The organism is Paenibacillus sp. AGC31 (assembly GCF_057334655.1).
In genome coordinates this window covers 61,163-73,913 of record NZ_JBHFJH010000029.1, presented here as the reverse complement: position 1 = coordinate 73,913, position 12,751 = coordinate 61,163, and the positions used below count along the sequence as shown (strand labels likewise).

The window sequence follows — 12,751 nt, the reverse complement described above, 5'->3', positions numbered from 1 at the left end:
ACATTTGATGATTATTCAACCTGTCGAAATGACAGTTTTTTTTTTGCTCATGTTTTGATTATCGAAAGCACCCTTTTTTCACCAAGCCGTTTTGTTAAACGCGGCATACGAATCGGCCGTATAGATCTGGATGATATTTTGTGGCGGCACAGAAGCATCTTCATTTAAAAAAGAAATAGTATCCTCTGGCCCCATCCCCCATGCTATGCAACTCGATAGTGCGCGGAGGGCTGTCGTCAGTAAGCCATGAAGTTTCATTTCTTCGATCTCTTCAGAAGATGTCTCTGCCAGAAATTCTCGATGTATTGCAAATGTAATTGGACTGTAGTCCGATATCGGGGCGATAAATTTCAGCACATATGCTTGCCGATTTGGATCCCTCACCCAATCCGATTCAAGCCTTTGATCTTTAAATAACTTAGCCACATTCATTATAAACTCAGGCCGCAGATGCACATCCCCGCCATAGTCAAGCACATCCTCTGTACATAGGAATCCATTGATTTGATGATCTTCGTAAAGTTTAAACGCGACAAAGTCTCTGACTTCGTTTGATGTATCTCCTATCCCACTATAGTTTTTTCTTAGGTCATACACGTTGCCTTCTCTTCTTACGGTTTTGTTATCCAGGTCAAAAATAACGTCGTGTTCAATTAAGTATTTTGCAAGTGGCGTGTCTTGCCTTATCGTTTCTCTTAAATTTAGTAGCCCAAGCATCTGTATGGAGGCGCAGCCATCCATATTGGTCGTACTATGATAGGAAGCTAAGTATAGATCAGGTCTTATCAGTGAATCTTCCATAATTTCATTTGCTTCACAAAAAGAATCCAGCGAAACATCATCGTTCATAATGATAAAATCCTCAATCTGCTCCTCAGAGAGTCCAAAATATCTGCACATGGATTCCATTAATGAATCTTTGCTGGTCATATCAAAAATAAAGGGTGTTGTCATCACATTATCATCTCCTATTACTCTTAGTATAAGACAATAGGTGCAAGCCTTGAAAGGAGGTTCTCGATGTTTGGAAACTGTACGAATGTGACCACCTATATTTATTCATAATAAGGTGAGTTTCCATTTCATATTACGCTTCTCGAAAATTGAGAGGCTACCTATATATTTTTGAGAAGCTGTTTCTCGAAGGTTGAAAGTCTGCATCTCAAAAATTGAGAAGCGGCGTATCTCAGAATTTGAGAAGCGAGAGTATAGCGGTATTCTTGCTTCTCAGAATTTGAGAAGCAGCTTCTCAAAATTATATAATCGGTTTAGCTTCTCAATATTTGATAGTACCCCCTTTAAAATTTGAGAGAAGGTATCTCAGAATTCGAGATATCCTATCTCAGATATTGATGGACCCCCTCTCAAATATTGAGAATAAATAATAACAATCTTTAATCCTTAGAAATAAGCTTTAAAAAGAATTAGAACTGAAGAATAGTTTTCATCATAAAAAAAGAACGCGGCTGATTAGCCGCATTCTCTGTTTAATCTTTTATTAAAGTCATTAAGAAGCAAATCTAACTCCTGAGATACTCTTAGCACCTCTGGCGACATTAACCCATGAAGTGTTCCAGCTTCATGCATTTCTAATCGCTTAATCTCTATTTCCTCGCAGATATCGGTTGGTTTATCCATTGTATAACCTCCAGATAGAATATGTGATAGTGGTTTTCCCAGTCTCAGCATTTATCTATTCCAAATTTGGTCATCATGAAAAATGCCTGAATCGTTTAATGTCTGCCACCAATTGCGGAAAGCATCGTTAATGTCTTCACGTTCTTCATGTAATGGATAGGGCCCACCGAATTTGGTGCCGGTGACTAAATATGAATTGTCCAGCTGCGCTGTATGAAGCTCATCTTCAATCCATGACTCGAATGCTCTTGCAAATAGTTCATGGTCTCTTTTCCAGTATGGTCCGCGAGATCTGGCATCAAGTAGGAAGTTACTTTCATCCGTGGGAACACGGAATGAAGCCGGAACTTCTAATCCTTTACGCTGTAGCATGTTACAGTAGAGTAACCCGATATCATTCCACATTCGCGGTTTAACATTAAAATTACCGTTTTTAAGAACCAGCATTGCAGCATCGATGTCATTATTATTCATTTCGAGTAGTTCAATAACACGAGCCCGATATTGGTACTCCTCAGATGGTAGCGGATCCGGAACGATCACGCGTTTCACACCATCTCCCTCTTTTATAATTTTCATTAGTTCAGTAAAGGCGATACCCACATTACGGGGTAAATAGTTACCCGGCTTATGTCCAGTCAGTGAGAGAGGTTTGCCATTGGAGAATTGATGAGAGAACGAATATAAGTTGAAGTCCAATGCATGTGCCCACTCATGGCAAAGGGATCCCCCACCTCTGAGTTTAGTAATGTTCATGATATTGCTGCCAGGCTCGTAATGAGCTGAGGCTGACCCAGATCCTCTTGCACCGAAGGCTAATCCTAACAAGCCATAGAAAGATGCTGCCTTGTTTGGAATGTCTAACAGGCCCACCAGATCGTTTAGGGCGTGGCCACAACTTAAAACATGATACCTCCCAGCGACATCCTGAACCCAATTACCAAACTGAACCCCTCTAACACCAAAGATATCGATTAGATCATCCGGTTTATTAACTCCAGATGCTTCATTGGATTTTCGGACTACCTCTTCAGGAACGAGCCGTTCCCACTTTTCTTTATTCTCTTTAATGGTTGTCTTTTTCACTCTACTTGTGTTCAGCCAATTCCAGTCCTTACCCTGTTCAGAATAAAATGCTTTCTGAATCAAGTTATACAAGCCAGGATGGCCGCGCCGAGTACTATAGAACAGTGATTGAAATCGATCTCCCAATGCGAGCCAAAATTGTGAACGAACCAATTCAGGTTGCTCATCAATTCTATGGGAATAGGTTGAAAGTCGAGCCTGATACAAAGCTTCTTTAAGCATCTGGAAAGCTTTATTCATGCGATCCTCATCCTTGGCTCCGGACAAGATGGACTGTAGTGCTCCTATGCCCTGAATATAGTCTGCCCGCTTTTGTGGTGTATCCTCCGGATTCTGGCACACTCGTGCCCATATCAATTTAATCGCGAAGGCAGCTTCCGAAGTAAATCCTTCAGCCTGGAGACTTCTCAGATCAAAATCCTTTAGTAATTCATTCTTGCAGACCATTTGGTATGCCACCGAAGGGTTCTCTTCAATTTTGGACCAATCTACTCTGGATTGTTGACTCAAGTGTTTTTTTGCACCAAGTAATTCTTCCCCGACATCATAAACATAGGAATTCTTCGAATTCCTATGAGCCCAGCCCTTTGTTTCCGCAGGTACTAGAGCATTTGCAGATAAGATTGCATTTTGATTTGGGAAATAGTCGAAAAGTGAAATTTGATTCATATTTATTACCTCCATACTCTCCCGCGGTAGGCGGGAGGTTTTTTCTCCGCCAGCCGGCTGGGATTGCATGTGGTTCCTACCTAGGTTACAAAGGAAACCTAATTTCTTTTGATTGTGATTGCATGTTGCAAAGACAATCCTCCTGTTTTTGGACGCAAAAAAGGAGACTTAAATACACGTGTGTTCCGTGTTAAGTCTCCTAATACAAGTCCTTAATTTATAGGCTAATAACTTAGCATACTCCCTCTTTGTCTCATTTAATGTGACAAAGAAAATTAATGAAGCTTTTAATAGATTTAGTATACATTAGGATAAGTCAGTTGTAAATTTATAGAAAGAAACTTTAGGTGATTATTTGGCAGTCATTGAATAATGATTCAATTATAGCTAACGTTAATTAGGATGTAGGCATAAAACGTAGTTTCGTAAAAGAACTTAAAAAGGCAGTCGAGAAATTGTCGACTGCCAGAACTAAAGTTAATTAAGGTATATAATTATAAAGGTGACCCCAACCACTACTCATAGTCTCAACTACTAGTCTATACTCTTTACCACCCTCTAGATAATAGTGTGTTTTAACTTTAGGGTTTGAAGGAGTTGCAACTATTGTATGCATACTTACCCAACTGCCTGATTTATTTTCTTGTAGTGTTACAGTCACCCTATAGTTCCCGCTATAGTGAACAGCTTCCAGTTCCCCGTATTGATGTTGTCCCATAATTGGACGACTCTCTTTCGTACCATCTGTAACAACAGTCCCTGTTTGGTCATTCGCAGCAAACACCTGACTTGAAAATGCCCCCATTAAAACCAATACCATCAGAATAGAAAACCAACTTTTTTTCATCATTAAAGATCTCCTCCTTAAATTAGTATGTAAAAATTGATTCTTACTACATGTTTACATTACCATATAATTACTTATTTGCATATGATATCTATCACAATGCATGAATTCAAAAATTATAGTGAAAATGTTCTTTTTTAGCTGAGCTATTTGGAACTTAATTGATAACAACAAACTTTTAACCTAAATTTTTAATTCAGGGTTGTATAACGCTCCTTTACTTTTCCTACATAGTGAAGAGGAAATAACCACTTCAAATAAAAGATTCACAGAGAGGATGTATTATTTATGGCACTTAATGGTTACAAGGTTTTCGTTGACCCCGGGCATGGCGGTAAAGACCCCGGGGCTGTAGGCGGCGGGTACACGGAGGCAGCAATCGTACTCGATATCGGTAAATTCCTGAAGACCGAATTGGAGAAACTGGGCGCTACGGTCCAAATGAGTCGCTCTACTGATACCTACCCTGAAAACCCGGATCGCTCTATAGCGTCCAATAATTTTGGGGCCGACATTTATGTGAGTCTCCACATTAATGCGGGTGGGGGTACCGGTATTGAAACATGGATCCACGACAATGCAAGCAGCTATACCACTTCATTGGCTAATGCTGTTAACAACGCATTGGTTGCTGCATTGGGCAAGACCAATCGTGGGGTGAAGAAAGCGCCAAGCCAACGTGGCGGGACGAATATTCACGTCATTGATCCTAAAAATACTAAAGCGTGGGCCATTCTTCCTGAAATGCTATTTATCGATACCGCATCAGACCGCAATACGTTGGTTGCCAATAAACAAGCATGTGCCCGAGCAATTGCTAACGGGATCAACAGCTTTGCCATGACTCTCCCTCCGATTTAATTCGTAAACCAAAAAAAGATTAAGAACTTAACCGTTCTTAATCTTTTTTTGGTTTTTTGTTTAAGTAATTTTCGACTCAAGGTTGTATAAAAGTCCCCTACTTTTCCTACATAGTGAAGAGGAAATAATCCACTTCAAATAAAAGATTCACAGAAAGGATGTATTATTTATGGCACTTAATGGTTACAAGGTTTTCGTTGACCCCGGGCATGGCGGTAAAGACCCCGGGGCTGTAGGCGGCGGGTACACGGAGGCAGCAATCGTACTCGATATCGGTAAATTTTTGAAGACCGAACTGGAGAAACTGGGCGCTACGGTCCAAATGAGTCGCTCTACTGATACCTACCCTGAAAACCCGGATCGCTCTATAGCGTCCAATAATTTTGGGGCCGACATTTATGTGAGTCTCCACATTAATGCGGGTGGGGGTACCGGTATTGAAACATGGATCCACGACAATGCAAGCAGCTATACCACTTCATTGGCTAATGCTGTTAACAACGCATTGGTTGCTGCATTGGGCAAGACCAATCGTGGGGTGAAGAAAGCGCCAAGCCAACGTGGCGGGACGAATATTCACGTCATTGATCCTAAAAATACTAAAGCGTGGGCCATTCTGCCTGAAATGCTGTTTATCGATACCGCATCAGACCGCAATACGTTGGTCGCCAATAAACAAACGTGTGCCCGAGCGATCGCTAACGGCATTAACAGCTTTGCCATGACTCTCCCTCCGATTTAATTCATATGCCGAGAAAAGATCAAGAACGTAACAGTTCTTGATCTTTTTTGTAGTAGTTTGTCTAATATTTCAAATTAGGGTTGTATAACACCCCTTTACTTTTCCTACATAGTGAAGAGGAAATAAACCACTTCAAATAAATGATTAACAGAGAGGATGCATTCTTTTATGGCACTTAATGGTTACAAGGTTTTCGTTGACCCCGGACATGGGGGTAAAGACCCCGGGGCTGTAGGTGGCGGGTACACAGAGGCAGCAATCGTCTTGGATATCGGTAAATTCTTGAAGACTGAACTGGAGAAATTGGGCGCTACGGTCCAGATGAGTCGCTCCACTGATACCTATCCAGAAAACCCGGATCGCTCCGTAGCATCCAACAATTTCGGGGCCGACATTTATGTGAGTCTCCATATTAATGCCGGTGGGGGCACCGGTATCGAAACATGGATCCACGATAATGCAAGTAGCTATACCACTTCATTGGCAAACGCTGTTAACAATGCACTGGTTGCCGCACTGGGCAAGACCAATCGTGGGGTGAAGAAAGCGCCGAGCCAACGTGGCGGGACGAACATTCACGTCATTGATCCTAAGAACACCCGCGCGTGGGCCATTCTGCCTGAAATGCTGTTTATTGATACCGCATCGGACCGAAATACGTTGGTAGCCAATAAACAAACATGCGCCCGAGCAATTGCTAACGGCATTAACAGCTTTGCGATGACTCTCCCTCCAATTAATTAAAAACAAAAAAGGGACTAAGAACTTACAAGTTCTTAATCCCTTTTTTGTTTAAGTGTGTTATTATATTTTTAGAAAAAGGAGGTATATAATGAAAAAAATTCTTTTTATGTTATTTTTAGTCGTGGTATTATCAGCTTGCAGTAATGGAGAAGATTCAGCAAACTCCTCGAATGCCCAGGAACCAGGAAATACAGATGCTTCGAAAATTGAGGAGCTTCAGAACGAGAACACTTCACTTAAAGAACAATTAGAAAATAGCAAAGGCGCGACGGATGAGGCAGATCTCGTCAATAGTTTAAGGGAGACACTCAATCTGACTTTTAAAATAATTTCTGCTATGGAAACTAAGGACTACGCGTATATTGAATCCGTATCTTCCACAGACGTTGAAGTATCACAACAAAACAATTCCATTCTTTTAAAGAACGCAGGATCTACCTCAGAAGTTGCTTTTCTTAACGAAATAAGTTTGGAAGAACTTGAATTTAGAGGATACAACCAAAAAGATAAAGATCACTTTATGCTAGCGTTAGCTAAAGTCATCACCACTAAAGGTTCTGAAGGTAACATTGAGTTGAATTTCGACTTTGTTCGTGCGGATAATGATGGCTGGCTCTTTAATGGTTTTACAACAAATTAAATTTCGTCGTAACTAAGAAGAAGATCATAAACGGAAACTCTCGTTTATGATCTTCTTCTTTTTATTAAATATTCATTTTTTTTGTGTATCCGAAGAATTTGTCTCAAATTCTTTCACCACCGATAGATCAGTTTTAGTTAGTTTATTTAAGGTTTTAACTACCAGTAAAATTGACTTATTAAGTTGTATTAATCTCTTATCTAAATCGTCTAATCTTTGTTTGAAATTACCCAGGACACTTCTTAGTAGAATAATAGCAATTAAACTTGGAAATCCAACCGTCCCGATCAAAGCACCTAAATTCTCAAGAGAAATTGTTTCCACAAGATATTCCCTCCTCTCCTAATCAAAATTAGCTACCTTTCATTTTTAATAAACTCAAGGAATTCAGTAATAATTTCTGAAGCAGCATCTTCTGGTGGTAGATAAATATATCGACTTAATTTTTGTATGTCAGGATTAAATAAGTTCAATAATTCCAAAATCGCTGCTGGCTCGTTGTTTTTTGCAGCAGTCAACAATTCTATGAACTGATTTTCTGAGATAATAGGTTCAACATTTTTCTCTTCCATTTATTCACCGCCTGCTGACTAATGTTTAGTTTAAGAGCAACTTCAGATTCTGTGTAACCCTCTAAATAAATCTTACTTAGTACATTCTTCCCTATATCTGGTAGAGAGCTAATGAGTTGTTCTGCCATAATTTTGTTTTCAGAGAAGGACGTAAAATCCCCCTTTATTGCCTCATCTTCAAAAATTGGTAACTCACGATATTTAATTTTTTTTGCTCTATACTGTACTCTCCAACCAATTCGATAAATCTCTTTCCTATATCGCTCGTATACTGTTTGCTGATTTTCCAACTCGAAAACCACTCCTTTCGAAATAAACTTTCTACATATGTAGGGAAAACAAAGAAATATTTTACAACCAAAATAGGAACATTTGTTCTATTTTATTATAACATTCTTATCGTTTTTTGGCTTCTATTTATAACGAAGCTATTTAAATTTAGACCTGTATTTAAACTGATACGTTTCTTACAAAATTGAACAGAAGTGAAGGTAAGTATCAATAAGAACCAAAAGCCTAAAATTGCTCCTGCACGCTATAATCCATGCAATCTGGTAGTTGAATATACCCTTAAAATTTGTTATCATTTAGTTATAAATAACTCACCATCAGGCGCCAACCTATGTTTATGGAGATTGGGTTCCGCCATATGAAAAAGAGCCTTACCGCGTCAACGGTAACGACTCTTAGGACCCAAAAGGCTGTGGACTGCGACGGCGTGCATGAACTGAATAATGCTATTCAAGCGAAACCCACCGTCAGGCTTCCGACCTATGTATATGGAGATCGGGTTCGGCCATATACGAGAAAGAGTCTTCATTGCTGCCAACGGTCAAGACTCTGAGGACCCAAAAGGCTGTGGATTGCCAAAGCGAACATGAACTAAATAATGCTATTTAAGCGAAACCCACCGTCAGGCGTCCGACCTTATGAGGTGGGTTTTCTCTTGCCATGAATTCTTGAGCAAATCACGTTGATTTATAGTCTTCCTTCATGAATTTGCGATAAATGTCACCTCAAAAAACAACCATCTTAATTAAGATGGTTGTTTTTTTTATTTTTTAAAGTCGGGTTATTGCGGCAATGGGTGCATAAACAATGGCTACAATTCCAAATGTGATCATAGGATAGGTCCATAACCGGTCGGTATTAGGATTCCTTCTTCCGATCAGATAGTAAATTGAAATCATAATTGCAGTCACAAGTATGCCTGGAATAAAGAAACTCAAAAATAATGACACATCAAACTCCATTTTGCTCAAAATTTCACCTCGTCACTTACGGTTAAAACGCAAATCCTATCTGGCCGTGTTGGTCCCTTATCACGCCTATATTGTCATTGTTCTTATGCATCACCCCCGCAAATCTGCGGAAGAACAACGAACTAATTTCGTTGGCAAAGGCACGGATTACACGGCCACAAACACTTTGTCCAATCATCTCGTATATACGAGACATTGGAGTGTGCTCAGGGAATTTAAACCATGCTGGAATCTGGAAAATACGCCGTAATTCATTGATAGTCAAGAAACGCCATTGGTCGCCCTGTTCGTTTAGAACATAGGAGTTACTGGCACTATGACTTCGATATCTTGCGGGTATGCATTGTAGTTCAGTACACTCTTCTGGTTTGACGAAGGTTTTATCCGTATTGCGATCTGCCCACGAGTTATTCTTCGCTTTCTTTCCTAGAAAACTATCCCACCAAGTTTTGACCGATTTCCATTCATGATCTTTTGCAGTATCCAGGTACTCTTTTAATTTGTGTCTTCGGAATACTGGAGCTTTTGGTTCACGGAATAGATCAAAGTCCTCTTTATCCTTAACAAAGAGTGTATAGGAACGCTTCCGATGCGCTATAGAACCAAAGTTATAACTATCAATCGTGATAGGCCCAATCATATATGGATAATCAGGAGTCAAAAGTTCCTGAAGATTATGAAACACAGTAGATTGATAGAATGCCGGGACGTTCTCAGAAAAAATAACACGTGGATCCGCGGCTTTCAATATTTTATATGTTCCTAGGACAATGTTATCGAAATAACCTTGTCCGCCGTCTCCTATACTACTGTGTTCGGAACAATCCAAGGAGATGAAAGCTACATCAGCCTTAGCCACCGTGTTGCAATCTCTTAGATCACCATTGATAGGTAGGAATAAGGAAAGTTCTCTTTGATAACCTCCGCGCAATCTTCTTCGATTTCAACTTCCTGTACGGCCGTGTAGTATTGGCTATCTACAAACATGGAAGCTCCTATCCCAGATCCCGAACAAACCGTTAGAAGGCGAATGCGTTCGTCTGATGACTCAAATGTTTCAGTATCGAATAAGCGGAATCGGAGTGGTCTCACAACAATTTCTGCATGCTGGCCATTGCGATATACACTTATTTCAATTTTATCCTGAATGCAAAGGATAGACGAAAATTTCGATCCGGATGTGTCTACAAGTGGACGTGGTTTGCCGCTAGTACGGTTCATTCTAGACGAAACGCTGACCTCATACACATCTTGTGTTTCATCGAATGGACTATTCCGGATCGTAATTTGCTTATTCATTTCATCGACTTGAACAAATAGTTCTGATCCAGGTATCAGACCTGCAGCTTCACATACCATGTGTTGAAGCCACAAGCGTGGAGCATTATTCTTTTTACTTACCGTGTAGACCTTTTTTAAAGTCAATTTGCGATTGTTCATATTTGAGTTTCCCCATAGGTGAGGGGGAATCCCCTCAACCTCATGGGGATTCCCTCCTTCCTATTCGTTAATTATGTTAACAACCAAACTGTGCCCCAGAATCTCTATCGGTTATTTACTGACTTCAACCAGCACTTTTCTTATAAGCGGGACTAGTTCTGCCCCATTTCTCGCTAATATAGCCTTTCCACTCATCAAGCCACATGACAAAATCCTTTTTATAGGTACTCCGTAGCATCTCATATACAGGGAACACGTCTCGTAAAGGCCGGCGGCTATAATGAAGGAAGGGAATACTCCTCATAATTTTTGATCCAGTCGCCTGAACTTCGCGCAGCTGCTCATCAAACCAACAGGCCTTTAGAAAGGATAATGGCTCTTCTCGAATGATCTCGTCCCAATCCATTCCGATTTCTCTGTCTGCTGAGCAATTGAATGGGCATAGATAGCAGCGAGATCTCCGTGTAGGGAAGTCATTATCAATCAGGAACCTTATGCTATCATCTGTCGTTACGTTTTCCTCAACTAGCGGGTAAGCTAATCGCATGTAATCGTATTGAGGAGACTGATACGTTTTAATTCGGCGGATTTCATCAATACTAAATCCAATGTCGATGATAAATCCCACGTGGTCTGGCATTTGCTGCCTTGGGCCTAGACCGTACAACTGTAATACAAGCTGCCTGGCTCTTTGTTTAACAGGTACAATCTTAAAATCGACTGTACACTGTCTCGGCATCAAACCACCCCGAATCATCTCTCCTGTCTCCGGATCTAACCGATTGCAGTATACAGGAAGCTGAAAACGTTGATAGTCCGTATAAATGTAACGCATCAACATTTCCTCCAACCCACGCTCCATTGTATTATGTTGCGTTGTAATGAAGGGGGTTGTGTTTCCAACATCCTGTTGCCTTTGACGCCACCAGGCTACCTGCTGGTGAATAAATTCCGGCTCAGCCCCCGTATCAGCGAATATGATAAAGTCGTAATGAATCAACCCTCTAAAGTGCTGTTCAAGTAAATATGTTGACTGAGTACCGGCTCCAAAAGATAAAACATGAAATATCTTATCTCTTCCCTCTTCCTGGAATTGTTTAATTAGCTCCTCTTTGGATCTAAATACACCATCCAGGTATTTCCTATGTTCCGTAAAATCGGTTTGGAATAGGTCAAGTTGCTTTTCTTTAGTCATGATGACATCCCCTCTTCAAGACAAAAAATGGACACAAAAAAAGGCATACGGGTCCCGTATACCTATTTGTCTCCATTGTTTTAGACTCTATATTTATTGCTTTTTAAGCGTCTGCCTCATTGACTGCAACGACTGTGCTTCAATGAAAATTATTCATTAAATCGTAATAGCATTAGTTTATCAGATTTAACATCTTTTGAACACGAGAAGCCTATTGAGTTCCTTGTAGAGTCCTTTCCTTTTACAGACGTATGCTTCATAAGATTATTCTCATGAAAAAAACACGTACCGATTGAATACCGGCACGCGCGAGTAAATAAATTTCTTATATGCTTTTGGCTGACAGGCGTAAACTTTAACTTATACTGCTTTATTAACCTGTCTCATCTGTTTTCTAATTTGTTCTCCCAAATACTTTTCATCGCAGCCAGTGTCGTACCAGTCTTCAGACTCAGCTGGACGATACCAAATTTCTCCTTGGATACCTGTCTCTGTAGAACCATCATGTATGCTCTTATATTCATACTCGACGCCATCTACATCAATATTATTGAAATATCTAGCATGACAATCTTCAACATCAAAACTGGTTTTTCCACCAAATGCTAATGAGATCGCCTTTTCTAATTCTTGTACTTCAAGGATATTTTCCATCAAAGTCTCTCCCTAAACTCATTTTATTAACTCCAGTGACTCATAGAATCATAAGCTGCTATAACACAGGGATATTAACGTAATCGATTGTGGAATCAAGCAACATGGCCCCGTTTTCCAGATTTAATGTAACGAGTTTGGCTCGTACTTTGTAGTGATTTATTGGATCGACAAGAACAAAGAATTTGCCCATCCAGTTCCAGGAAACATCCATTTTATTTAATCTAGCTTCAATTTCTTCTTTAGTTAACTTCCACTCTTTAAAATAAAGATTCACGATGTTGTGTATGACACAGTTCTCGTTTACACACACCTCTGCAGAAGTAAATCCACTTTCCGTTTCTAAATACTCCATTGTTTCCATCTCTTCTCTACAGTAAATACATCTTGGCATAGTGTTC

General features: G+C 40.1%; 16 protein-coding genes. 4 read left to right on the top strand and 12 right to left on the bottom strand.

Going from position 1 to position 12,751, the window contains the following annotated elements; genetic code table 11:
- Positions 1–78: 78 nt before the first annotated feature.
- From ACE04G_RS16775 to ACE04G_RS16760, 4 genes are all read right to left on the bottom strand, one after another.
- Positions 79–957 carry a hypothetical protein gene (locus tag ACE04G_RS16775; RefSeq protein WP_443146672.1) on the bottom strand — a complete coding sequence of 293 codons (879 nt, stop codon included), beginning with the start codon at positions 955–957 and terminating at the stop codon, positions 79–81.
- A gap of 513 nt (positions 958–1,470) precedes the next feature.
- Positions 1,471–1,638: an aspartyl-phosphate phosphatase Spo0E family protein gene (locus tag ACE04G_RS16770; protein WP_105410481.1), complete on the bottom strand. Its 168-nt coding sequence runs from the start codon at positions 1,636–1,638 to the stop codon at positions 1,471–1,473.
- Positions 1,639–1,689: 51 nt separating this feature from the next.
- Complete coding sequence (locus tag ACE04G_RS16765; RefSeq protein WP_449005056.1) at positions 1,690–3,393, bottom strand: LPD1 domain-containing protein; 1,704 nt, start codon at positions 3,391–3,393, stop codon at positions 1,690–1,692.
- Positions 3,394–3,874: 481 nt separating this feature from the next.
- On the bottom strand, positions 3,875–4,243 hold the full coding sequence (locus ACE04G_RS16760; RefSeq protein ID WP_449005057.1) for a hypothetical protein: 369 nt from the start codon (positions 4,241–4,243) through the stop codon (positions 3,875–3,877).
- A 285-nt stretch (positions 4,244–4,528) separates the two neighbouring features.
- Here ACE04G_RS16760 and ACE04G_RS16755 point away from each other — a divergent pair, with 285 nt between their 5' ends.
- From ACE04G_RS16755 to ACE04G_RS16740, 4 genes are all read left to right on the top strand, one after another.
- Positions 4,529–5,101, top strand: coding sequence for an N-acetylmuramoyl-L-alanine amidase (locus ACE04G_RS16755; RefSeq protein ID WP_486094554.1), 573 nt, complete (start codon positions 4,529–4,531; stop codon positions 5,099–5,101).
- A gap of 169 nt (positions 5,102–5,270) precedes the next feature.
- The gene (locus tag ACE04G_RS16750) at positions 5,271–5,843 is read left to right on the top strand and encodes an N-acetylmuramoyl-L-alanine amidase (RefSeq protein ID WP_449005058.1); all 573 of its coding nucleotides are present in this window, start codon (positions 5,271–5,273) and stop codon (positions 5,841–5,843) included.
- A 168-nt stretch (positions 5,844–6,011) separates the two neighbouring features.
- On the top strand, positions 6,012–6,587 hold the full coding sequence (locus ACE04G_RS16745) for an N-acetylmuramoyl-L-alanine amidase family protein (RefSeq protein ID WP_449005059.1): 576 nt from the start codon (positions 6,012–6,014) through the stop codon (positions 6,585–6,587).
- 88 nt (positions 6,588–6,675) lie between these two features.
- Complete coding sequence (locus tag ACE04G_RS16740; RefSeq protein ID WP_449005060.1) at positions 6,676–7,227, top strand: membrane lipoprotein lipid attachment site-containing protein; 552 nt, start codon at positions 6,676–6,678, stop codon at positions 7,225–7,227.
- A 72-nt stretch (positions 7,228–7,299) separates the two neighbouring features.
- Here ACE04G_RS16740 and ACE04G_RS16735 read toward each other — a convergent pair whose 3' ends face one another.
- The 8 genes from ACE04G_RS16735 to ACE04G_RS16700 all read right to left on the bottom strand — a co-directional run bounded on the left by ACE04G_RS16735 (position 7,300) and on the right by ACE04G_RS16700 (position 12,744).
- A complete protein-coding gene (locus ACE04G_RS16735; protein ID WP_449005061.1) occupies positions 7,300–7,551 on the bottom strand; it encodes a hypothetical protein in 252 nt (83 codons plus the stop codon).
- 32 nt (positions 7,552–7,583) lie between these two features.
- On the bottom strand, positions 7,584–7,799 hold the full coding sequence (locus tag ACE04G_RS16730; protein WP_133387277.1) for a helix-turn-helix domain-containing protein: 216 nt from the start codon (positions 7,797–7,799) through the stop codon (positions 7,584–7,586).
- Positions 7,751–8,089, bottom strand: a complete 339-nt coding sequence (locus ACE04G_RS16725; RefSeq protein WP_024633943.1) for a sigma factor-like helix-turn-helix DNA-binding protein — start codon at positions 8,087–8,089, stop codon at positions 7,751–7,753. Before ACE04G_RS16725 ends, ACE04G_RS16730 begins: the two co-directional genes overlap by 49 nt.
- A 994-nt stretch (positions 8,090–9,083) precedes the next feature.
- The gene (locus ACE04G_RS16720; protein ID WP_449005062.1) at positions 9,084–9,920 is read right to left on the bottom strand and encodes a DNA cytosine methyltransferase; all 837 of its coding nucleotides are present in this window, start codon (positions 9,918–9,920) and stop codon (positions 9,084–9,086) included.
- 14 nt (positions 9,921–9,934) lie between these two features.
- Positions 9,935–10,501 carry a hypothetical protein gene (locus ACE04G_RS16715; RefSeq protein WP_449005063.1) on the bottom strand — a complete coding sequence of 189 codons (567 nt, stop codon included), beginning with the start codon at positions 10,499–10,501 and terminating at the stop codon, positions 9,935–9,937.
- Between the two features lie 124 nt (positions 10,502–10,625).
- Entirely contained in the window at positions 10,626–11,696 is a 1,071-nt protein-coding gene (locus ACE04G_RS16710) for a hypothetical protein (protein ID WP_449005064.1), read from the bottom strand.
- Positions 11,697–12,056: 360 nt separating this feature from the next.
- On the bottom strand, positions 12,057–12,350 hold the full coding sequence (locus ACE04G_RS16705; RefSeq protein WP_449005065.1) for a hypothetical protein: 294 nt from the start codon (positions 12,348–12,350) through the stop codon (positions 12,057–12,059).
- A 58-nt stretch (positions 12,351–12,408) separates the two neighbouring features.
- Positions 12,409–12,744 carry a hypothetical protein gene (locus tag ACE04G_RS16700; protein ID WP_449005066.1) on the bottom strand — a complete coding sequence of 112 codons (336 nt, stop codon included), beginning with the start codon at positions 12,742–12,744 and terminating at the stop codon, positions 12,409–12,411.
- Between the last annotated feature and the right edge of the window lie 7 nt (positions 12,745–12,751).

Bases quoted from the DNA above. Each gene is read 5' to 3' on its own strand.
- ACE04G_RS16765 (WP_449005056.1), bottom strand. From the start codon at position 3,393: ATGAATCAAATTTCACTTTTCGACTATTTCCCAAATCAAAATGCAATC.
- ACE04G_RS16745 (WP_449005059.1), top strand. From the start codon at position 6,012: ATGGCACTTAATGGTTACAAGGTTTTCGTTGACCCCGGACATGGGGGT.
- ACE04G_RS16700 (WP_449005066.1), bottom strand. From the start codon at position 12,744: ATGCCAAGATGTATTTACTGTAGAGAAGAGATGGAAACAATGGAGTAT.
- ACE04G_RS16750 (WP_449005058.1), top strand. From the start codon at position 5,271: ATGGCACTTAATGGTTACAAGGTTTTCGTTGACCCCGGGCATGGCGGT.
- ACE04G_RS16755 (WP_486094554.1), top strand. From the start codon at position 4,529: ATGGCACTTAATGGTTACAAGGTTTTCGTTGACCCCGGGCATGGCGGT.
- ACE04G_RS16705 (WP_449005065.1), bottom strand. From the start codon at position 12,350: ATGGAAAATATCCTTGAAGTACAAGAATTAGAAAAGGCGATCTCATTA.
- ACE04G_RS16710 (WP_449005064.1), bottom strand. From the start codon at position 11,696: ATGACTAAAGAAAAGCAACTTGACCTATTCCAAACCGATTTTACGGAA.
- ACE04G_RS16730 (WP_133387277.1), bottom strand. From the start codon at position 7,799: ATGGAAGAGAAAAATGTTGAACCTATTATCTCAGAAAATCAGTTCATA.
- ACE04G_RS16715 (WP_449005063.1), bottom strand. From the start codon at position 10,501: ATGAACAATCGCAAATTGACTTTAAAAAAGGTCTACACGGTAAGTAAA.
- ACE04G_RS16740 (WP_449005060.1), top strand. From the start codon at position 6,676: ATGAAAAAAATTCTTTTTATGTTATTTTTAGTCGTGGTATTATCAGCT.
- ACE04G_RS16760 (WP_449005057.1), bottom strand. From the start codon at position 4,243: ATGATGAAAAAAAGTTGGTTTTCTATTCTGATGGTATTGGTTTTAATG.
- ACE04G_RS16770 (WP_105410481.1), bottom strand. From the start codon at position 1,638: ATGGATAAACCAACCGATATCTGCGAGGAAATAGAGATTAAGCGATTA.